General features: G+C 34.2%; 12 protein-coding genes. 3 read left to right on the forward strand and 9 right to left on the reverse strand.

Annotated features, from left to right (window positions below; translation table 11 throughout):
- Nucleotides 1-381: 381 nt before the first annotated feature.
- A complete protein-coding gene (locus UH1x_RS16225; protein ID WP_482623014.1) occupies nt 382-9,408 on the forward strand; it encodes a putative Ig domain-containing protein in 9,027 nt (3,008 codons plus the stop codon).
- Between the two features lie 216 nt (nt 9,409-9,624).
- Here UH1x_RS16225 and UH1x_RS16230 read toward each other — a convergent pair whose 3' ends face one another.
- Nucleotides 9,625-10,365: a tyrosine-protein phosphatase gene (locus UH1x_RS16230; protein ID WP_482623015.1), complete on the reverse strand. Its 741-nt coding sequence runs from the start codon at nt 10,363-10,365 to the stop codon at nt 9,625-9,627.
- A 192-nt stretch (nt 10,366-10,557) separates the two neighbouring features.
- A complete protein-coding gene (locus UH1x_RS16235; protein WP_482623017.1) occupies nt 10,558-11,310 on the reverse strand; it encodes an ABC transporter substrate-binding protein in 753 nt (250 codons plus the stop codon).
- 319 nt (nt 11,311-11,629) lie between these two features.
- Between UH1x_RS16235 and UH1x_RS16240 the strand changes: the two genes are divergently transcribed.
- Complete coding sequence (locus tag UH1x_RS16240; protein WP_482623018.1) at nt 11,630-15,007, forward strand: methylmalonyl-CoA mutase family protein; 3,378 nt, start codon at nt 11,630-11,632, stop codon at nt 15,005-15,007.
- 147 nt (nt 15,008-15,154) lie between these two features.
- Nucleotides 15,155-15,736: a MiaE family protein gene (locus UH1x_RS16245; RefSeq protein WP_482623020.1), complete on the forward strand. Its 582-nt coding sequence runs from the start codon at nt 15,155-15,157 to the stop codon at nt 15,734-15,736.
- 525 nt (nt 15,737-16,261) lie between these two features.
- On the opposite strand, the gene UH1x_RS16250 is transcribed toward UH1x_RS16245, so the two are convergent.
- From UH1x_RS16250 to UH1x_RS16280, 7 genes are all read right to left on the reverse strand, one after another.
- Nucleotides 16,262-18,943, reverse strand: a complete 2,682-nt coding sequence (locus tag UH1x_RS16250; RefSeq protein WP_482623022.1) for a phospholipase D-like domain-containing protein — start codon at nt 18,941-18,943, stop codon at nt 16,262-16,264.
- Nucleotides 18,943-20,517 (reverse strand): hypothetical protein, encoded by a 1,575-nt coding sequence (locus tag UH1x_RS16255; protein WP_482623023.1) that lies wholly within the window; start codon nt 20,515-20,517, stop codon nt 18,943-18,945. The genes UH1x_RS16250 and UH1x_RS16255 overlap by 1 nt, the downstream gene beginning before the upstream one ends.
- A gap of 95 nt (nt 20,518-20,612) precedes the next feature.
- On the reverse strand, nt 20,613-21,194 hold the full coding sequence (locus tag UH1x_RS16260; protein ID WP_482623025.1) for a hypothetical protein: 582 nt from the start codon (nt 21,192-21,194) through the stop codon (nt 20,613-20,615).
- 163 nt (nt 21,195-21,357) lie between these two features.
- The gene (locus tag UH1x_RS16265; RefSeq protein WP_482623027.1) at nt 21,358-22,605 is read right to left on the reverse strand and encodes a hypothetical protein; all 1,248 of its coding nucleotides are present in this window, start codon (nt 22,603-22,605) and stop codon (nt 21,358-21,360) included.
- A gap of 80 nt (nt 22,606-22,685) precedes the next feature.
- Entirely contained in the window at nt 22,686-23,042 is a 357-nt protein-coding gene (locus tag UH1x_RS16270; RefSeq protein WP_482623029.1) for a PEGA domain-containing protein, read from the reverse strand.
- Between the two features lie 72 nt (nt 23,043-23,114).
- The gene (locus UH1x_RS16275) at nt 23,115-23,471 is read right to left on the reverse strand and encodes a DUF6567 family protein (RefSeq protein WP_073246336.1); all 357 of its coding nucleotides are present in this window, start codon (nt 23,469-23,471) and stop codon (nt 23,115-23,117) included.
- 508 nt (nt 23,472-23,979) lie between these two features.
- Nucleotides 23,980-24,978, reverse strand: coding sequence for a hypothetical protein (locus UH1x_RS16280; protein ID WP_482623030.1), 999 nt, complete (start codon nt 24,976-24,978; stop codon nt 23,980-23,982).
- Between the last annotated feature and the right edge of the window lies 1 nt (nt 24,979).

A 24,979-nucleotide genomic window follows, 5' to 3' on the forward strand; every position in this document is an offset into this window, starting at 1 on the left:
TACATTTTAGTGAAATTAATATAGTGCTTTACATATTTTATGTTTTTATTAACAAATATGTTTAATGGTCTTAACTCCTTGTTCTACAGTTTTTTAATATTTTTCGCCCCTAATTTTGGTATGATTATTTATCCAAGATTATGAACCGTTCATGCTTTATGGCTTTTTTCCTACTAGTAAAGGTGAATTTTATACTTGTACTTTATCGAGTAACATTCAGGTTTAAACGAATATAAGACGACTAATAATCGTCAATTGTGTTATTGAATTATATTTGTTTTAAAATTAGAATACCGTGTAGAACGGTAAAATATTAGTATCACTTTATTCTCCTAGAATATGAAACAGAATTACTTCAAATCTTTTTTATTAAATCTTTTTATGTTATTCGTCTTAGGTATTACCCAGATGAATGCACAGGTTAACTTTGATCTAAGTGAACTTGATTTCGATGGAAATGGTAACGCTTTAGCTTCCACATCCTTGATGTGGGGTCTCGATGGTAGACTGTACTTTTCTGAGTATCCAGGTACCATAAAAGCATTGACTATTGAAAGAGTTGGTGATAGCAATTTTAAGGTAATAAATACAGAAGTTATAACTGGTATAAATGATATTCAAAATCATAATGATGATGGTTCTGAAGACTCTTCCATATATAGGGAAACTACTGGAATAACTTTAGCAGGAACAGCAGAGTTTCCAATAATCTACGCAACTTCTAGTGATTTTAGAGTTGGTGGTGGTGTAACTGGAGGTGTAGGCGATACCGGTTTGGATACGAATTCTGGAATTATAACCAGGTTTACTTGGAATGGAACAACATGGGATGTTGTAGATATTGTAAGGGGATTACCACGTTCAGAGGAAAACCACGCAACTAATGGTCTTGAGTTTGTTACTATAGGTGGGGTGGATTATTTAATTGTAGCTCAAGGAGGAAATACTAATGGCGGAAGTCCATCCCTAAGTTTTAATTATGCTATGGAGTATGCACTTTCTGGAGCTATTCTTTCTGTAAATTTAGATTTAATAGAAGCTATGCCTACACTCAGTGATGAAGGGCGAAGTTATATCTATGATATACCAACTTTAGATGACCCAACTCGTGCTAATGTTAACGGGATTACTGACCCAGATAATCCTGCGTACAATGGTGTTGATGTAAATGATCCATTTGGTGGTAATGATGGTTTAAACCAAGGTATGATAGTTCCTGGTGGACCCGTGCAGATTTTTTCCCCTGGATATAGAAATGCCTATGATTTAGTCGTAACAGAGAGTGGTGCTGTTTATGTTACAGACAATGGTCCTAACGGAAGTTGGGGAGGCTTTCCTGAAAATGAAGGAATGTCAGGAACAGTAACTAATAATTATGTTCCGGGCGAACCTGGGAGTTCTTCATCTTCAGGTGGAGAGCAAATTGTAAACGATGATCATTTACACTTGATTACAACGGATATTCAAAATTATGTTTTTGGAAGTTATTATGGAGGTCATCCAAACCCTGTTAGAGCCAATCCTACCGATGCCGGTTTATATTATACCCCAAGTGCAACAACTAATAACGATGCAGTCTTTAGAACTTTAATTTATGATCCAGATGGGTCAACACCCGGTTCTACAACAGATGCTAGTCTTGGGTTACCTGCGAACTGGCCGCCAGTTCCTGTTGCCAATGCTAATATTGTTGAAGGTGATTGGAGAGGACCTGGTATTGATAACCCAGATGGTCCCGAAGATGATATTGTAACTATTTGGGATACTAATACCAATGGTATAGATGAATACACGGCAGACAATTTTGGTGAAGCTATGAAAGGTGATTTGATTGCTGGTAGTGATGATAGTTTGTTGCGAAGGGTAGAACTCAATGCCAATGGTAGTTTGGAAACATTGACATCTGCATTTGCCTCTAACTTGGGAGGTAATGCTCTAGGGATAACATGTAATAGCAATACAGATCCTTTTCCGGGAACTATTTGGGTTGGGATTTTTAGCGGTTCAGCAGAGGATACTAATTCCACGTCTAAAATTCTTGTGTTGGAACCTGCTGATTTAGTGGACTGTGTAGACCCTAGTGATCCAGAATACGATCCTCTTGCCGATTATGATGAAGATGGGTATACTAATCAAGATGAAGAAGATAATGATACGGAAGCTTGTAACGGTGGGTCTCAACCAGAAGATTTTGATAAATCAGTAACAACTATTCTTGATTCCAACCTTATTGATTTAGATGATGATAATGATGGTATTAATGATGATGTAGATCCATTTCAATTAGGAGACCCTGCTGATTCAGGAAGTGATGCTTTTACAATTCCATTTGTTAATGAGTTGTTTTCAGATACTAGTTTAGGAGGACATAGAGGTTTAGGGTTAACCGGTCTTATGAATAATGGTGATCCTAATCCTAATTGGCAAAACTGGTTAGATAGAGAAAATGACCCTAATGATCCTAACCCAAATGATGTATTAGGTGGTGCAGCTGGCGCTATGATTATAAACTGGACATCTGGTACGGCTTTAGGGACAACCAATAATCAGGAAAAAGGATTTCAATATGGTATTCAGGTAGATCAAAATACCGACGTGTTTACTGTAACTTCTAGTATGGTTGGGTTTGATGGTCCTTTGCAACTTTACGGAAATACTGATGCACCAAATGGAGAGTTGGGTATTTTTATTGGAGACGGTACACAAAGCAACTATATAAAAATGGTTATAACCCAAAATGGCGTATCTATTTTACAAGAAGTTAATGATGTAATTCAGTCTACACAAGATGTTATTATTGATGTTAATAATCGACCAGATAGTATAGTGTTTTATTTAGTAGTGAATCCTGCAGATGGTGAAGTAATTTGTCAATATAGTTTTACAGGTGGAGGTACTAGAGTAACAGTTGGTACATTAACTGCGACAGGTAATATTTTAACGGCCTTACAACAAACTACTACAGATTTGGCAGTTGGTATTATAGGAACATCTAATGAAACAGGTAAGGAAATTGGAGTGACATATGATTTTCTTAATGTTTTGGATAGTAAACCTTTTGTATTAGCTGAAATTCCTGATCTTGATAGATATATTAACTCTAATGACGAAATTATTGAATTAAATAATTTCTTTGGTGATGATAATGGGGTATCTAACCTTACTTACACAGTAGAAAATATTACAGACGCCAATGTAGGTGCGGTAATTAGCGCAAATGAATTAACGTTATCATATCCTGGAATTTCTGCATTATCAAATATTACGATAAGGGCAACTGACGGAGATTTGAACTTTGTAGAACAAACATTTGAAGTTAATGTTACCGATTCTCCGTTTGTTTTTTACCGTGTAAATACTGGGGGACCACAAATTACCGCAATTGATGGAGATATCGATTGGGAAGGGGATACTCAAGGTAGTAATTCAGCATATTTAGCAAATGCCGGTAGCAATCAAACTTTTTCTTTCGATGCAGATGGTGGGTCTAGTGTTCCTACTACTACACCAAATCAAATTTTTAAAACAGAAAGAGCAGATAGTGCACCAGGTGCACCAAATATGACATATTCATTTCCTGTTACACAGAGTGGTAATTATGAAGTGAGATTATATATGGCTAATGGTTGGGAAGGTACTTCAGAAGCAGAGCAACGTCTATTTGATGTTCAAATAGAAGGATTAACATACCCGGCATTAGATGATATAGATTTATCTGCTACCTATGGTCATGAAGTAGGTACTGTTATTAGTCATATTATTCCGGTAACTGATGGTGAGATTAACATTGTATTCGTTCATGGTGCCATAGAAAACCCAATGATCAATGGTATTGAAATTTTAGATGCTTCAGATACCGAAACTCCTATCTATGTAGCAGATATAGAAGAGCAGAGAACTCCGGTCGGTGAACAGCTTGATGGTAGTTTGGCTGTAACTGCTTTTGGCGGTGATGGAAATAAAAACTATGCAGCTGTAGGTCTTCCGCCAGGATTGGTAATAGAACCAACTAATGGGCAAATTGGTGGTACAGTTGAAGCTGGAGCTGAATTAAATAGTCCTTATACTGTTACCATTACTATAGATGATAATGATGGTCTAACAAATGATGCTGTTACAATTACCTTTGATTGGATAATTTTTGAAGCATTCAGTTATAGAGTAAACGTAGGTGGTGATTTGGTTACTGCTACGGATACTGCTACTGACTGGAAATTTAATAATACAAATGGAGCATATACCTCTAGTATGTATTCAGTAAATACTGGATTCTCTATTAATTCACTTTTGGAATTTAATAAGAAACATAATACCGTTCCAGCTTACATTGACAATACTACGTTCAATGGAATTTTTGCAAGAGAACGTTATGATGCTGCTGATGGTGAGGAGATGGAGTTTATATTTCCTTTAGAGAATGGTGATTATGTGGTGAATATTTATTTAGGAAACAGTTATGAGCCAGCTAGTGAAATTGGAGATAGAATATTCGATATTTTATTAGAAGGAACGGTAGTGGAAAATGATTTGGATATTATAGCAGAGTTTGGACATTTGAGGGCAGGTATGCTTTCTTTTCCAGTAACCCTTAATGATGGTGAATTAAATTTAGAATTTCTACATGGTGTCGCTGAAAATCCAATTCTTAGTGCTATAGAAATTTTTGAAATAGATGCAGCAAATCCTACTTTATCTATTACGGCAATAGCGAACCAAGTTAGTGATATTGATGCAGTAATAGATTTTACAGCATCAGCAACTGGTGGTGACTCAGGAGAAGAGCTTATTTATTACATCTCAGGTCAACCTGACGGAATTAGTATAAATGCTGCTACTGGTCAAGTAACTGGTACTATCGAGACAACGGCTTCTGTAGGTGGTCCAAATAATAATGGTGCACATGAAGTTGTAGTTACTGCTGTTAGACGTGGTTCTGCTCCCGCTAGTACAACTTTCAATTGGAATATAGCTTCAACATGGGTTGATAAAGATGAAGATGAAAATTATACGGCAAGACATGAAAATTCATTTGTTCAAGCTGGTGATAAGTTTTACTTAATGGGGGGTAGAGAGAATGCTTCAACTATTGATATTTATGATTATACTACTGATTCTTGGAATTCTTTAGTTGATTCAGCTCCTTTTGAATTTAATCATTTTCAAGCTACGGAATACCAAGGATTAATTTGGATTATAGGTTCTTTTAAAGATAATTCCTACCCAACGGAAACACCTGCTGAATACGTTTGGGCATTTGATCCAGCGGTAGAAGAATGGATTCAAGGTCCAGAGATACCAGCTGCTAGAAGAAGAGGTTCCGCAGGGTTGGTGATGTATAACAATAAATTTTATGTTGTGGCCGGTAACACGCAAGGACACGATGGAGGTTATGTTTCATATTTTGATGAATATGATCCTGCAACCGGAGTATGGACACCTTTAGCTGATGCGCCAAGAGAAAGAGATCACTTTGCTGCAGTGGTTATTGATGATAAATTATACGTATCTGGTGGTCGTCTGTCAGGTGGAGCAGGAGGAGTTTTTGCTCCCACAATAGATGAAGTTGACGTGTACGACTTTACAAGTCAAAGTTGGAGTACATTACCAGCTGGTCAGAATATACCAACACCTAGAGGTGGTTCTTCTGCAGTTAACTTCAATGATAAGTTAATGGTTATTGGTGGTGAAAGCGAAACGGCAGGACCTGCTTTAACAACTGTTGAAGAGTATGATCCTTTATCTCAAACTTGGACTACTTTACCAGGATTGAATTATCCTAGACATGGTACTCAGGCTATTGTTTCCGGAAATGGAATATTTATTACGGCAGGTTCTCCTGTACAAGGTGGGGATAACCAGAAAAACATGGAATACTATGGAGAGGATGCTCCAGTTGGTAGCCCTAGTGTTGCAAGTGAAGTAAATTCTTTAGATGGATTATTAATTGCAGATGGGGAAACAGAAACTATTGATTTGAATATTGAAAATGGAAATGTTGGGGTTATAATAGCTTCGATGGTTATTTCAGGGACTAATGCTAGTGATTTTAGTATAGTATCAGGTGAATTAACGAATCAATTGTTGAATGCGAATAGTACGCATCCTATTGAGATAAGTCTATCTGGAACAGGAGATAATAGAAGTGCATTGTTAACAATTACATATGGTAATGGTACAACTAAGGAAATAACCTTATCTAATGCTGTAAATGTTCCAGAAATTACGGATCCCGGTACACAGAATAATAGTGAAGGTGATGTGGTTTCCTTACAAATTGATGCAACAGGGGCTTGTACTGACGAGACATATAGTGCAACTGGCTTGCCTGCAGGTTTAACTATAGATCCTGATACAGGTTTAATATCCGGTACAGTTTCTAATGGTGGTGCGGGTACTGGCGCTTATCAAGAGAACAATGGTCTAGTAGTTATTGAGATGGAAAATTTAACATATGGAGCTAACTGGACCGAAGAGACTACTGAACCTGGTTATACAGGTAGTGGATATCTTTTCAATTCAGTTGACAGTTTTAATACTCCGGGTGTTGGAACTATTTCTACTCAGGTTGAAATTACTACACCAGGTGTTTATAGATTCCAATGGTATAATAATATAGGTATCATTGCCCCTTCTGTACCTTCTACAGAACATAATGATGCTTGGTTACGTTTTAATGATGCCAATGATTTTTATGGTGCTAAAAATGTTGATGGATCTGGTGGTATTGTTTACCCTAAAGGATTGGGTAAAACACCAGAGGTAGAGGGTGCGTCTGCTGATGGTTGGTTAAAGTTATATACCAATACACTAGATTGGAGTTGGAGTACTAAAACTAGTGATAATGATGCGCATTGGGTATTTGTAGAATTTGATAATGCAGGTACATATACCATGGAAATTTCATCTAGATCGAATGGTCATTTAATTGATCGTTTAGCATTGCATTTGGTGAGTCAAAATTATGACGAAGCGCAATTGTTTGCAGCTGCCGAATCTACTCAAGGTAGTATTACAAATGGAGCTTCGGGAGAAAGTCCATATGATGTAGAGGTAACGGTAACAGATGACTGTAGCCCTTCTCAGTCAAATACATTAGAATTTGTTTGGAATGTTGGTGAGGCAGGTAATACTGCACCAATAGCAGTCATAGAGTCGGATGTTACGACAGGTGATGCTATTTTAACTGTTGATTTTACAGGTAGTAATTCTACGGATGATACTGGAGTGGTTGAATATTTATGGGACTTTAAAGATGGTTCTCCAATAGATGCTACTGCGGATCCTATTCATGATTTTGATACGCCTGGTGTATACGAAGTAGAATTAACGGTGAGTGATGGTGTTCTTACAAATACGGCAACTTTAACAATTACGGTAAATACTCCTGCTAATGAAGCTCCTGTAGTTACTAACCCGGACGAACAGAATGGTGTAGAAGGTGAAATAGTATCTCTACAAATTATAGCTACGGATTCAGACGGATTGACTTATTCGGCAACGAACCTCCCTGATGGATTAGATATTGATTTGTCAACAGGACTAATAAGCGGTACGATAGCAACTGGAGCATCAGCCAACAGTCCATTAACAGTAGATGTTACTGTAACAGATGATGGTAGTCCTTCAGAATCAAGTTCGGTATCCTTTGTTTGGAACGTAACTGCGGTTGCAACAAATACAGCTCCGGTAGTTACAAACCCAGGAGATCAAAACGGAGTTGAAGGAGATGTAGTTTCATTACAGATTGAAGCAACTGATGGCGAAGACGATAATATGACCTTTGCGGCAACCAATCTTCCAGATGGGTTGACAATAGATATGACAACAGGATTGATTAGTGGTACAATTGAAGCTGGAGCATCGACCAACAGTCCATTCGCAGTGACAGTTACTGTAACGGATGACGGTAGTCCTTCAGAAGAGAGTACTATATCCTTTACTTGGACTGTAACCGATGTTGCCGTGAACTTGGCACCAACGGTAACAAACCCAGGAGATCAAAACGGAGTTGAAGGAGATGTAGTTTCATTACAGATTGAAGCAACAGATGGCGAAGATGATAATCTGACTTATACTACAACGAATCTTCCTGATGGGTTGACAATAGATATGAGTACAGGATTTATTAGTGGTACAATTGAAGCTGGAGCATCAACCAACAGTCCATTCGCAGTGACAGTTACTGTAACGGATGACGGTAGTCCTTCAGAAGAGAGTACTATATCCTTTACTTGGACTGTAACCGATGTTGCCGTGAACTTGGCACCAGTGGTAACAAACCCAGGGGATCAAAACGGAGTTGAAGGAGATGTAGTTTCATTACAGATTGAAGCAACTGATGCGGAAGACGATAATCTGACTTATACTGCAACGAATCTTCCTGATGGGTTGACAATAGATATGAGTACAGGATTTATTAGTGGTACAATTGAAGCTGGAGCATCAACCAACAGTCCATTCGCAGTGACAGTTACTGTAACGGATGACGGTAGTCCTTCAGAAGAGAGTACTATATCCTTTACTTGGACTGTAACCGATGTTGCCGTGAACTTGGCACCAGTGGTAACAAACCCAGGGGATCAAAACGGAGTTGAAGGAGATGTAGTTTCATTACAGATTGAAGCAACTGATGCGGAAGACGATAATCTGACTTATACTGCAACGAATCTTCCTGATGGGTTGACAATAGATATGAGTACAGGATTGATTAGTGGTACAATTGAAGCTGGTGTATCGGCCAATAGTCCTTTCGTAGTAAATATTACTGTTACTGACGATGGTAACCCTTCAGAAGAGAGTACTATATCTTTTGTTTGGAACGTAACTGATATCATCGTAGTGATTAACGAAGCACCTGAGGTAACACTCCCTGGAGCACAAGGTGGAATGGAAGGTGAAGAAATTTCATTTCAAATTCTTGCTACTGATGACGATAATTTGACTTTCACGGCAACTAACCTTCCTGATGGCTTGAATATTGATCCGTCTACTGGATTAATTAGTGGAACGATAGCAGCTGGTGCATCTGTTAATAGCCCGTATGAAGTCATGGTTACGGTAACCGACGACGGTAGTCCTTCAGAATCAAGTACAATAACATTTGATTGGACTATCAGCCAAAATGAAACTTATGATGCAACGATGGATAATATGGTGATATCTCCAAATCCAGCAAGTGAAAATGCTCAAGTATTTATTAATTTGGAAGTTCCGGCGCCATTATTAGGAATCTATATATACGATACTAGCGGTAGGTTAGTTAAGACATATGAATACCTTGAATCATTTAATGGTAATGGAAGTTATGAATTGTATATAGGCGATTTGAGAAATGAAATCTATACAGTTTACGCTTACATACAAGGTGTAGATATTCCGTTGGTGAAAAAGTTGGTAGTGAGAAATTAAAATAAGAAATAATATTAAAAATGGAAAAGCGAAAAATCTAACTTAGATTTTTCGCTTTTTTTTGCTCAAATTATAAAACTTTTTAGAGAATTAATTTAAAATTTAATAATGAAATATCTCCTTGATAATTATAAGATTATTGTTCAAATAAAAAGCTCCTTTTAGAAATATAAATTATCAAAGGATAAGTAAGAAAGTTTTATGGAAAAAACTTTTTCACTTAAAATTATAAATAGTCTTTTCGATAATAGGCTTAATAAGCATCAGTGTTTTTTCATTGATGCTTATTTTTTTGAGGTAATTTAATTGAGTAATCTTATGAACATCACTAGCAACAAAATCTATTAGATTGTTCTTTAGTAAGTATAAAGCTGTTTGTTTAACTTCTTTACCATAGTAATCACCTAAGGATAACATATTCATTTGGAATAATAAACCGTCGTTCTTATATCTAGAGTAGGCTTTTAGATTTTTGTGTAAATATGCATACCGCTCTGGATGTGCGAAAATTGGAAATAAACCTGAGCTTTTGATTTTATCTACCGAACTATCAAAATTAATTGAAGCCTGTAAATAAGACATTTCTATTAATAAGTAGTTTTTAGCCAAAGGCATGAATTGTTTGTCTTCAAGAATTTTTTCAAAACCAGAATCGATCATGTGTTCCGCTGCAGCCTCTATATTCACATGCTCCAAATTGTTCATTTTTAAAGCATTTTGGAGTAATGATAACGAGCTGGCAATAGTACTGGGATTATTTGGGTAATAATTCTCCATAATATGTGGCGTACAGATAAAATCTGTTACTCCAAATTCATTAAAACCTTTTATAAGCTTAATAGAATCCTCAATAGTTTTTGCTCCGTCATCTATACCTGGTAAGATGTGATTATGAATATCAATAAATCCGTCTAAATGGTCAATTAAAAAATGTTTTTTGGAGAAAAAGCTGAACATAAACTGAAATTAGGTTTTAGTTATCTGAGGGTTTATTTTACATCAAAGTTACTATTTATTACCATTATAAGTTTTTATGAAATTTACAATGTGGAATGGCTTTACGTATATTACATGTATAATACGATATCTTCAACCTTGATAACTATTAAAAGGCTCTATTATTTTAGATGTATCAATGAAAAATATATTTTAGGTATTTTTAGCTGTTATATGGATTTGTCTAGATCCATACCAAGAATAGAATTCTCCGTCAACTAATTCTACATCCGTATTTTTTATAAGACCCTTAATAGTTTTTAGATGTTCTTCTTTAAATGGGTAGGGCTCAGATGATAATAGTATTACATCAGGTTTATAATCACTTATTTCTTCTATGGTTACAATAGGGTAGCGGTTTTGCTCTGAAAATAGATTAATATAACCGACTCTGTTTAGCATGTCATTTATATAAGTGTCGCCACCCACGGTCATATATGGATCTTTCCAGATGAGATATACAGCTTTTTTAAGAGGAGCTTTGGGTTTTAGATGGTTGTTTAACTGGTTGATGATTTTATTTGCTCTAAAAGTGCTACCAGTAATCAAACCGATTTGCTCAATCATTTCTAAACTATCGTCAAAAGTCTTAACATCACTTATCCATACAGGTATGGATTTATTCAAAAATTCAATTTGTTTCTTATTGTTTTCTTCTTTGTTAGCCAGAATTAAATCAGGATTTAATTTTACAATCTTTTCTAAATTTAAATCCTTTGTGCCACCAATCATGCTTTTCGTGAGATATGGTTTGTTAGGGTGTATGCAGAATTTGGTACAACCAACAATTTTATCATCTAATCCTAAATCGAACAATAATTCTGTGATAGAGGGAACAAAAGAAATAATACGAGAAGGCGTATGGTCTATGTCTAATTGATTTCCTAATTGGTCTAAATAAATCATAGATAAAGGAATGAAAATAGTCGTAAATCTAGGCTTTTTTAATTGAAGAGATGATTATAGAAAGGTAATTCATGTTCTTGGAAATAGCAATTCGTTAAAATTCAGGTAAATATTTATTAATATATCATTTAATACCCTTGAAATAGAGTAAAAATGAATTATTGCTAATTAAAATCTTTATTTTCGTATCAATCTAAAATTGTTGTTACAACATCAATATGTGCAAAAACTAAAATGTAATAAACGACGATTCATTGCATGTAATTGATACATCATTCGGAAAATATTAGGCAATTAAAAATTAAATTGAGCATATAAAATGAACCATATCATACAAACTCCTTATAAACCTCAAAATCATATTCGTATTGTTACCGCGGCTTCTCTTTTTGATGGTCATGATGCGGCAATTAATATAATGCGTAGAATTATTCAATCCACAGGTTGTGAAGTTATTCATTTAGGTCATAACCGATCAGTGCAGGAAATTGTTGATTGTGCAATTCAAGAAGATGTTCAAGCAATTGCTATAACTTCATATCAAGGGGGGCATGTAGAATACTTTAAATATATGTATGATTTGTTGAAGGAAAAAGGTGCATCAGAAATTAAGTTGTTCGGTGGTGGCGGAGGTACCATTCTTCCGGAAGAAATAGATGAATTACATGCTTATGGAATAGAGAGAATATATTCACCCGATGATGGTCGTGAAATGGGACTTCAAGGTATGATCAATGACTTGATTCAAAAAAGTGATTTTCCGGTAGGTAAACAACTGAATGGTGAATTTGGCAAGGTAAAGAAACTTGGCTATTCGGATATTGCCAGACTTATTTCGTCTGCAGAGAACTTTCCTAAAAAGCATGAAGAGGTTCTTAACAATATTAGAAAAAAGGTTGAAACGAAAAAGGTAGCTCCTGTATTAGGTATTACTGGGACAGGTGGTTCTGGTAAGTCATCTTTAGTTGATGAATTAGTACGTCGTTTTTTAACGGATTTTGAGCATAAGAAAATCGCCGTAATTTCCGTTGATCCTTCCAAAAGAAAAACAGGTGGAGCTTTGTTGGGAGACCGTATTCGTATGAATGCTATTTTTAATGATAGGGTATACATGCGTTCATTGGCTACTCGACAGTCAAACTTAGCCTTATCAAAATATGTAAAAGATGCCGTAGATATTACCAAGGCTGCCGGTTTTGACCTCATTATTTTGGAAACCTCGGGTATTGGGCAGTCAGATACCGAGATTACCGAACATTCAGATGTGTCTTTATATGTTATGACTCCTGAATATGGCGCAGCAACTCAGCTAGAAAAAATCGACATGCTTGACTTTGCCGATTTAATTGCTCTAAATAAGTTTGATAAAAGAGGGGCTTTAGATGCTTTGCGAGATGTGAAAAAGCAATACCAGCGTAATCATCAGTTGTGGGATACCCCGGCAGAGGAGCTTCCTGCTTATGGTACTATTGCTTCTCAATTTAATGACCCGGGGATGAATCAATTATACAGGGCGGTGATTGATACTTTAGTGGGTAAAACGGGAGCTGAGGACTTAAAGTCAACATTTGAAAGTTCTCGAGAAATGTCCGAGAAGATTTATATTATTCCGCCAAAGAGAACAAGATATCTTTCTGAAATAACGGATACTATTCGTGATTATAACGAAAGAGCAGAACATCAAAAAGTAATCGCCCAAAAGCTTTTTAGTTTAAAAGAATCTTCTGAAATATTAAAAGATAAGGAAGAGGCATTAGAAGCTATTGAAGCTGCAAAAGAGGAATTACAATTAGACCTAGACCCACATAATAAGAAAATTATAGATGAGTGGAACGCAAAGAAAGCGAATTACGAGGGTGATTTTTTCACCTATGTAGTTAGAGGTAAGGAAGTGAAGGTGGAAACAACATCAAAATCTTTATCACAAACACAAATACCAAAAGTAATTTTACCAAAATATGAAGGCTGGGGAGATATTTTAAAATGGTCTTTGCAAGAAAACGTACCGGGAGAGTTCCCATTTACGGCAGGCGTTTTTCCTTTTAAGAGACAAGGAGAAGACCCTACCAGAATGTTTGCGGGAGAAGGCGGACCTGAAAGAACGAATAAACGTTTTCATTATGTGTCTAAAGGATTGCCGGCAGCGCGCTTGTCAACGGCATTTGATTCGGTAACACTTTATGGTGAAGATCCAGGCGATCGACCAGATATTTATGGTAAAATCGGGAATAGTGGTGTTAGTATTTGCTGTTTGGATGATGCTAAAAAGCTATATTCTGGCTTCGATTTATGTGCACCTACCACTTCGGTTTCCATGACAATTAATGGTCCTGCAGCTACTATTGCAGCGTATTTTATGAATGCGGCTATTGACCAGCAGTGTGAGAAGTATATTAAGGCCAACGGATTAGAGAATGAGGTAAATGCTAAAATCAAGGCTATTTATAAAAAGTTAGGTGCTAAGCGTCCAATCTATGCAGGTGAGTTACCAGAAGGAAATGATGGTCTTGGATTATTTCTTTTGGGAGTAACTGGTGATCAAGTTTTAAATGCAGATGTATATGCAGAACTAAAGTCAGATGCATTATCGAAAGTACGAGGTACGGTACAGGCAGATATTTTAAAAGAGGATCAGGCACAGAATACGTGTATTTTTTCTACTGAATTTTCATTGCGATTAATGGGTGATGTACAACAGTATTTTATAGATCAGAATGTGCGTAATTTTTATTCGGTGTCTATTTCTGGATACCACATTGCCGAAGCAGGGGCGAACCCTATTAGTCAGTTGGCATTTACACTTGCCAATGGCTTTACTTTTGTAGAATATTACCTGTCTAGAGGTATGCATATTGATGCATTCGCGCCAAACCTTTCTTTTTTCTTTAGTAATGGACTTGACCCTGAATATGCCGTAATTGGTAGGGTGGCTAGAAGAATTTGGGCAAAAGCCATGAAGTTGAAATATGGAGGTAATGAACGTTCACAAAAACTGAAATACCATATTCAGACATCTGGTCGCTCTTTACATGCGCAAGAGATTGACTTCAATGATATTAGAACCACGTTACAGGCACTCTATGCTATTTATGATAATTGCAATTCTTTACATACCAATGCTTATGACGAGGCAATTACCACGCCTACAGAACATTCTGTAAGAAGGGCGATGGCTATACAATTGATTATTAATAAAGAGCTTGGGTTGGCTAAAAATGAAAACCCGATGCAAGGATCTTTTATTACCGAAGAATTGACCGATTTGGTTGAAGAAGCCGTTATGGTAGAGTTTGATAGAATTACCGATCGTGGCGGCGTACTTGGTGCTATGGAAAGTATGTACCAGCGTAGTAAGATTCAAGAAGAGAGTTTGTATTACGAAACAAAGAAGCACACAGGGGAACTACCAATAATAGGAGTGAATACTTTTCTATCTTCAAAAGGATCACCTACTGTAATACCAGATGAAGTTATTAGGGCAACCGAAGATGAAAAGAAAGAACAAATCAGTAACCTTAAAGATTTACAGGAAAGAAATAGTACCAGTGCAGAAAAGTCATTAAAAGCTTTACAAGAAGTTGCATTACATAATGAAAATACTTTTGAGCAATTAATGGAGACAACAAAATACTGTTCATTAGGGCAAATTACTCATGCTATGTTTGAAGTAGGAGGGCAGTATCGAAGAAATATGTAAGCATAAATAGCATTATGTTGCTTTGCCTGTAATTAAAATAGGTTTTAGGATTATAAATTGTATTTCCGTCTCATATTTATAATTATATGGGGTTTTCATTATTGTATTTCGGGTACTGACGCCTACATTTACAAAAAAATGAATACCATGTTACATCTAAAATTAGCTACTGATCCACGTTGGGTCAACATTGTTGAGAAGAATCTTGAAGAGATTCTAACAGATCATGCATGGTGCGAACAAAAGGCAGCAACTAATGCCATTACCATAATTACCCTAAATTCTGAATACCCGGATTTAGTTACAGATTTACTTCTACTGGCGCAAGAAGAATTGGTGCATTTTCAAATGGTGCATGATATTATTAAAGAGCGGGGTTATACGCTAGGTAGAGAACGTAAGGATAGTTATGTGAATGAATTATATAAATTCATGAATAAAGGTGGTAACAGGTTACAATCTATGGTAGATAGATTATTGTTTTCTGCAATGATAGAAGCAAGAAGCTGCGAACGTTTCAAATTACTGTCAGAAGAAATTAAAGATCCGGAATTATCTAAATTTTATAGGGATTTAATGATTAGCGAAGCAGGTCATTACACTACATTTATTGGCTTCGCTCGTAAATATGGTCAAGATGTTGATGTGGATAAACGCTGGCAAGAGTTAGTTGAGTTTGAAGCACAAGTGATTCAAAATTATGGAAAGGATGAAACTATTCATGGTTGATACTTTTATTTTATTTATTTGCCGATACAGGAATTATAATCCTATATATAAAGGGGTTTAACGTAATTTGGGGTACAATAAGTCCCGGAAAGTGCACGGAAATTAGCAATTTGAGGATATCTAACTACTAAATTAATTAATAGACCTTGATTTCCCCGTATTACACAAAAAAATTTACCTAGCTTATTAAAAGTTTTTGCGGTCGAATTTTATTTGCCACTTTCAAACTTTTTAAGTGTGCATAAACAAACTGCTCAAAGTTCTGCTAATTTTTCTTAAGTTACATCTAGTATTTCTAAACTTTCGTTTATACTATTGACCAATCTTTTAAAGTCTATAATTTGACTCATTTTTATGACAATATCTGTTTATAAATTAATTTGTTTGCAAAAAGTGCTTTAAAATGCACTATTTAGTATCTAAATTCTTTTGTATTTAAAAGCTGTGATTAATAGTGTATTAAATTGCACTATATTAATATTTTATATCAATACTCATCATTCTAAATTTAAGAATAGCAAAGGTTTATTTTTTAAATACCTTTAATTTTCTGCCAATGAAGAGCTTTGTATATACTCCTAAATCATCTGTTTTAAAGTTCGTATTTAAAATTGGCGAATAAAACTCGAAAATTCCATCTTTTAAAATTCGCTTAACTCTTCCAAAACCGTAATTACTACTGTAAATAATAACACCAGTTAATTGTGAACTAATCGGTTCAGATGTAATCAAATTTGATTCTAAATCTTTTTTAAACTTGATAAAACTTTTTTCTAGTTTAAAATCAGAGCCAGTAATTTTTCTATCAAATATTTCTAAATCGCTGATACAATCATAAGTGTTAAGTAATATAAGATCTCTCCAGAATGACATTTTTTTATTCCACATAGTACGGCTCATAAGTTTCGTAAGAAGCGTGTAAAATTTAATTTTTTGCGACTTATCTAGCTCTAGGTCTTTTTGTTTTATTGAAGTTAGAATTGTACAAACTCCAAGATTTATAAAATCAAAAAGGATGGTGTTATTTTCATAAGAACTAACATGCTTATGATTAATGAAATTATGCTGAAGAGTTATAGGTTCTGATGGCTTCTCAACCAGGTGAAAATTTGAAGTTTCAATAAAATCTAAAAATGCGGCTAAATTAGTATAATCAATATGATATTTAACTTCATATTTTGATGAGTTCGTTTGAATTTTTAGTCGTTTTAAACCAAAATTATTCTCTAGTTTAGAAAGTTCAGAAAGATTTGTATATCGTATTTTAATGATACATAATTCTTCACTGTAGACTTCATCCCAAAAGTGCAATAGAATATGAAATCCTATAAATAATGCTTTGACTGTTCTATTATCTTGGAGTACTCCTGTTTCAGTTCTATTATTGATAAGGTTGTAAACAGATTTTACTGTTCTCTCAATTTTACGAGTTATACGTTTGCCTTCTTTTGAGCCTATGATTCTATTTTTATGTTCAACTATAATACTTTCAGTTAGTCCGTCATCATTGGCGTCCTTTGCCATTTCTTCAATATTATCTGATAGCTCTTCTTTTTCTTCTCTAATCTTCAAAACATCTAGGAACTCTTCAATTAGGGATGTTATGTTTTCATTACTAGTAGCTTCATTATCAAATGAGTTTGCATTTTTATTATATTCATCTGGAGATAAAACTTCTCCTTCATCTTCTATTCTTTTATTACTTTGAAGCACAGGTACATTTGATGCGTTACTTTCTTTAAAAATGTTTTCTTCTTTTAAGAAGTCTAATACTAATTCAAAGTTGATGGAATCGAAAATATTTAGTTGTTCAAAAGACTGTAGTTTGGCAAGGCGTTCATCTGGATTTGATTTTTTTAAATGTTCAATATGTTGAACCAATCCAAAGGTTGAAATTCTTTCATTCGTTTTAGAATCAAATAAAGCTACTTTGAAAATTCTTTCTGTAATTTTTAAAGTTGTTTGAAATATTGTTGAATCTGAGCGTATTTCCAAGCTCTCTAAAGCTTGGTCATTGTTATCAAACGTTTTTAATCTCAAAATTTGAGTTATCTTCTCTTGTGTCGTTATTCTAAGAGTAATTTCAGATAATTCAACATACTTAATTTTTAGTTTATTGGATGTTTTATGTGTATTATCAACCTCTAAAATAGTAGCCTTAGATAGGTCAATAGTTCCTTCTTTAGGAATTAAGATTCCTAATTCCTTTACAAAGTCTCTTGTAGTATCAGTTTGAATACTAATAATTGCTTCGTCATTTTGAGTTCTACTTTTGCTAATGCCAAATGCTTCTAGAGTTGCATTGGCACTACCGAATATTAAAACTGTCTTTTCTGGATATTCAAATTGTAGGATTTTTGCGTGTAGTCTTTTTATACTATTTGAATTGTCACTTTTAATTACATCTTTCCAATCTGAAAATTGACAAATCTCTGATGTGAAATTAACAGGTAGTATGCCACTTGAAGTATCGACAACACAATGAACTACTCTAGGGTTGAGATCTCTAATCAATCTATCTAATAAAGCTCCAGAACGATTATAATATGGAGACATAATTTTAATTGCTGTAGGTTTTTTAGGAAGTTTTTTTATTATGTTTTCATAAAGTGCAGAACCCTTATGATTAAAAGATAATTGGTAAGTTGTTTTTTTATCTTCTAAAACCGAATTACTTGGTTCACTTAATTCGCTTATCCAATTAGAGTGCTGTGGAATCCAATTGATTTTCGTTAGGTTAATTTCCAGACAATTTTCAGAGAGAGTTTGTATATAATTCCATGCCGAGTTAAATATTGGCTTTGTTTTTTCTTTTGTCTTTGCTATGTAAAAAGATGACCAAATTTCATCATTGTATAATAAGCCGCTAGAAGTGATATTGCCGCTGCCTATGGAAAGATAGCCTTTATTCTTTCCGGCTAAAAAAAGCATTTTTGAATGAAATGCGCCTGAAAGATGTACTGGTGTTATGCTATAATTTAAATTGAATTTATTAGTACTATTTCCTAAATGTGAGGCTAGATATTTTTCAAGCATCCCTGCATCAACAAATAGATTAATATTTGTTACTCCAGAAGCTCTAAGTTTTGGTAATACAAGCTGTTCGAAAAAGGCAAGGTCAATACTATAACTGGTGATAACACAACTGTGATATTTATTTTTTCCAGAGCCAATAAGTTCTAGAATGTTTGATCTTTCTATCTTCATTACGCCAATTGTTTTAAGTAATTTTTGCCTTTGGTAGTAAGAATTGTGGACTTTGGTTCAATTAGACTAAGGTCTTTCATGAAATCAATTAGTGTATGTATTCTGGGAGATGAATAATCGTAATTAAAGGTGTCAACTAGTTTAATCATTCCATCTTCTCGATAAAATTTAGCACTGTTTTGAGTTGCATTGAGCTTGCGTAAAGCAACATAGTGATGTCTATTTATGACATAACGGGTAAGAAAGTAACCGACAAATTGAATTATAGGTAAATCTTGCTTGATTTTTAAATCGTCATAAGTGACAAGAAAACTACTAGGGGTATGAATTTTATTCTTTTTCGATATTTCAAGTAATTCATTTCTACTCAAATTATTTTCTTTGAATAGTTTGCCAATTGCGTAAAGTGCATATTTGATTTGCAGATATGGGTCTGATTCAACTTTTGATAATTCTACTAATTCGACTACCGCTAGATTTTTATCATCAATAGTTGTAAAAGCATCTTCGACTATATTATAATTATCATCTTCAATCAATTGACCGACTTTAGTTTTAACATTTTCAATCAAAGCTATTTCGTCAATCCAATTATTCTTAGATTCTTCTTCTAAAATATTGATAAAACCATCAAGACAACCGGTACATGCTACACTCCAAAATTGTTCTAAAATAAAGAAATACCATAGCTTTTCGGTCATGCTAAATTTTTCTTTCCATTGCTGGTTATAAATGTCGATCGGTACATTTAATTGATTATACCTCTCTTTTTCATTATGAGTACTTACATTTGACAGAAGTAATTTTATTGTTTCTTTTCTGTAATAAGTTTCTATTTTTTCTTTTGGTTGATCTACTCCGGAAAACAGTTTCCATAAATAATCTTGTTCGGTAGTATTGTCCGGGATAGTTAACATGTCAAAATCCTTTGCAATGAGTTCAATATTGTCTTTTGTGATGCTGTTTTCTTCAACAGCTGCCAAGAATATTTGCTTGGAACTCATTATGTTTTGATTAAAAGCTTCACCTAATTCTTTTCCTGAAATTTTAGATTCGTGATTAAAATCTGTTCGAATATATAAACCGTCTTTATCACCTTGGTCAACTAAAATTCCCATTTGCTTAATTGAACTAATGTAGTACTGACCTAAGACACCTCTTGTGTTTTTCCAGTAAGAGCCTTCACTTGAAGCCCCTTCATTAGTACCTAATAATAGATTAATTAGATTATCTGATACTTCGTAAACTGATTCGGCTTTAGATATTCCAGGAACACCTTGGGCTTTATTATGAGCAGCAACGAGAGCGAGTAGGAATTCAGCCCTTCTTAAATATTTATTTTGTTTACTTTTAGATGTAGTTCTGATGGTTTGAGAATACCAATCAAAAAACCAACAATAAAATGAATAGTACCGTATTCGCTGAGTTACATTGTTTAACCCGGGTAATAGTAAATCAAATATGCGTTCGCTAGTTAAGTTTAATCCTAGTTGATCAAGACCTGAAATAGGGTAGTGGGGCTTACCAAGAAAAGGAGCTTTCAGCTGTGCTGATTCAAATTGTCTTATGCTCATTTATTTGAATATTCAATTGATTAGTTAAATCCTACGTTATCTAAAAATTTTACATCCAAGAACCTTAAATTACTTAGATGAAGAAGTGCAAATTTTTACAACAACCCACTCTGTTTCCCAAACATGGGCTTGTATTTATCCCAGAGTTCTTGCTCGTAAAGCTCTAATAGATTGATAGCATTATCTTCTTGACTTGGCATATCAATTTTGTATAGAGTTATTTTGATTTTACAATTAATTTCCTTCGGAAATGAGTAAAGTAGATGCATGGAATATACAGTTTTACCACCTAGCCCAAAATGATTTCGTATTCGTGTAGCTAAATTTTTTCTTTGACTTGAACCTACATAGAGATATTTACAAGGATCGTTTTTATCATTGACTTTGGAATAGCTTCGATCATCTGTCTTATCCTTTTTAATTGTCTCAAAATTCTCTTGTACTTTTTCATATTTGTCACAGCCAACAAGTTCTACAGTATATATAATGTCATCCTCAGAATTTTTAAAGTATGATTTTATTCTATTACTTAATTCTTCGGAATTTTCTTTTATAAGTTCTGATGAATCAATAAAGAATTCGTCTTTGTATAATTCTATGCTAGTCTTAGAGGCTAGTTCTTTTGTCAAAGCTAGTCGTTCAAGTATACTGTTTTTTAATTTTTGGGTTAGATTCATGCTTACTTTATTGTTTGGTATAATGTCTTTAAAAAATATATATTAAATATTTTAGCGCACTACATGCTTAGAGATTACTTGTATTGATAGGGCTATATGTAGACTTCATATTACTAATCGGAAAGTACTTATAGATTCAGATATTTAAAACCATAGTTTTACTTTAAGATAAAACCTTATTAGTCTTTACAAAATCCCATTTTGTTTTTGGAACTGTACTATAGTTCTTAACATCCATTATTTTCAAAGTAGCTTTTGATGGATATTCATAACAAAGCATAACTTCATTGTCAATTGCTTCTAAATAGAATCCCTTCATGGACTTAGGTCGGTTTTTTGCTTGTGTCTGATTAAAAAAATGGTCAAATGTACTTTCTCCTATTTCTTTAAGTAATATTCTTATTGCATCGGTATCATTATTTCTAAACATAACCTTTAATTTTACTGGGGTAGGTTCAATATGAATTACAGAATCCATAAGGACTTCTAGGGGAGTAACTTCGGTATCAAGTACATATTCATTTTTAACTTTAAAGGATTTATCTTTTGTTATTGAACTAGCACCAAATATAGATGATGCTAAACCATTCGCCATAAACAAACCTTGGTGTGCACCTTTTGATATTTCAATTGGAACTCCAACGTAAGGTTTAAATCCGCCAGCAATTAGAGCTGAATCCTTAATTAAATGAGCTCCAATACCTGCCCACATTGAACCAATTGCCAATTCTTTATTGTTGTCAATAAACTTTTTTGATATATCCCAAAAGCGGTGTCGAGTAGGTGGTAAATTTTTATGTATTTGATCGTAAGTGTTAAGAATACCACGAGAAGTAAATTCAAATATTATTCCCGAAACTATAGAATGGCTCATCCAATGGCGATGATAACCAATACCTGCATGTAAATCCAAGTCAGGTATACCTCCTTCTAAATCCATTCCACCCGCTGACATATAAAAAATTAAAATTGACATTACCCCTGAAGCCAATTTATCCACTAATTCGTTCTTGTTTTTTGGTATTTCTTTACTTAAAGTCTTTAATATGTCAGGAGCATTTTTTCGATAATGATCTAATTTTTCTAATCCTTTTTCTGTGTAGTTACTTAGCTTATCGAAATCTCTATTCAAGGATATTTTAATACCATTTGTCTTATACGTTTGAAATTTGTCAGTGCTAAAGTCATATACATTTTTTGCTAAATTCTTTAGTTCGACTACTGCGTTTTTCTTAGAAGTATAAGTTTCTTTTGTAGTCTCAATAATTATTGACAATAATAATTCCCTAATTTCATTCTCATTGTATGTCTTCTTGATAGCTATAGTCAATTCTTCATAGATTTGACTTAAGTAGGTTTCACCTTCTGGGGTGATGACGAGAGTTTGCTTAGGAATAATTGTTGTGACCATACTCATCTTTTAAAAATACGGTTTTCTTAATAATCAATTGTTTGAGGTCTAGAAAAGTGGCATTGTTAATCTAATAATTCTTAATTTTCTTCAATCGGTCTTAAATCGTAAATACGTCCTTTTTCATATTTCATAATCCATAGAAATGGTACCAGTAGAAATATTCCACCAATTAACGGACCCACAGCAACTTTTTCATCTTTAGAGAATGTGTCGTTGTAAGTTTCATATCCTTCTTTTTCAATTCTTATGGTATTGGAACTACCTACAATTTTTGAATCTTTATGCTTATAAGGTGTCTGTCCAACGTATTCCCCATTTACATAGATTTTAGCATCACCAGGAACAGTGGTTATCATAGTTGAGCTTGCACAGCTTGTGAATAGGATTATAGTTGCTAGTAAACAAGCTTTCGTTTTTAAAAATTTTAGTTTCATTTCGTAGTAATTAATATGCGGCATCAACACTGTTTGAACAGTGTTAATACCGCATTTGTTTAATGATGTTGATTAGTTGAATTCTACAATGTCTGCAGTAACGTAACATTTTGTAGTTGCTACTATACCCAAGAATGTAGAGTATTTAAAATCTACGATTACATTTGCTAAGGTTTGGTTATCCCTTAGTGCAAAATTTTGTAACATATTAGCTTTTGCTTCTTTTACAATTGCTTCTCTTTTCATACCACCAATCCCTAATACATAGGTAGCTTGAGATTTACCCTGAATGTCTCTTTTTAAATAGGTAAAGTTGTTTGAACTTAATGCAGCTGAATTGGTCATTGAGCCTGTTAATGCAGATGCACAACTAGAAAACATAATTGCAATTGATAAAGCTAAACTTAATCTTACTAAAACTTTTTTCATTATAAATAAATTGTTTGGTTCCTACTCATATGGCTTTTCAGTTCCGCCTCGTTTTTATAGTGATTTCTGAACTTCACTTGTAAGTAAAAGGATGTGTTATTTTACTCAATTTCAAAGAAAAGTATATTGCAATTATTTTGTTTACGGGATTCCGTAGTTCAGTGAAATTTTTTTAGATTTATTTTAGAATTAACCAAATCATAGTTCTGACTTCCATTATAGGGTAGGCGCTGTCCACCCACACCAACCATCATTAATACCTTTTTAATATATCTAAGTATTGGATAATAAATGATTTGGGGTATTAGGGTAGGTAGTGGTAGCTTACAGGGTAGCTAATCTGTAATTAAATGGATAAGTAATGGTAGTAGATTAGGGTTGGATATGGTTAGCAACTACCCTATGTTTTACCCCAAACACTTGATGTTGGTAGCTATTGGTAGGATTAGGGTAGTTGAATGGGTAGTCTGGGGTAGTCTGGGGTAACCATAGATAACCATGTTCAACCCTAATTTTGCAATGGGTCTAACTCATTAATCTTTGTGGTTACCCATACCAACCATTTTTCGGTTTCTTTATTGAATGTTCCCTTTGAGATTTCATTTTCTTTTTTTGCTTCCATAAACTTTCTTAAAAGTTCTGCCCTTTGCCAATTTTCTGCATCGGTAAAAAGCTGTACTGATTTATCTTCTTCTATTTTTTGAAGACGTTCTATTTCTTGTTGTTTAAGTAATTCTAATTCCTTCAGCTTCTCTTCTTCTGCTTGTTGTTTCCTAACGTCTCTCCAGTAGGTAAGGTTTTTTTCTATGTAATCAAGAATGTTTGGTATTCGCTCTTCAATCTTAATTTTCTCTGTATCCAACCAGCTTTTTCTTGCATGATATCCTGCTAAAAATTCCAATTTATTACTCTTAACGAATTCTTGTCTACTCCAACCTCTGTCATTCTCGGTTCTTACTCTATGGTATTTCTGTCTAAGGTTTATATCAATAGTTTGATTGTATAGTTCCACATTGCACTTTCCGTATTTAAACTTTATTTTCATACCTCTTTGCTCCATGTTATACAAGAAGGTGTTCATGAATTTTAAAGCTCTTTTCTGGACTTTTTCATCGGTATGTACGGGTAAAATGTTTTTCTGTCTATTCCACTCCATTCTTGTATATGCATCTCTATAGCTTTTAATCGTGGTTAACTCTTTCTTAGCTTTTGTAACCAATGGGTGTATTTTCTTTGGCTGTAGAATTTTAGGTATTGCTTTATTATTCTCTTTTACCTTTTTATATTCTTTTAAATCTATTTTCTTATGAAAATCAATCTCTAAGGGTAAAGCAGTTTTAGATACAGGTTTGCCAAACCTTAGCTTTGTCCAATATCCCATTTCTGGTATTGGTATTTCGTTTTCAGTACACAATTGCTTAAAATCTGTATAGGCTATTTCATGTTCTGTACATATTTGTTTTAATGGTTTTGACCATACCAACTCATATAAATCTGTAAGTTTCATA

Source organism: Maribacter sp. UH1 (assembly GCF_056839145.1).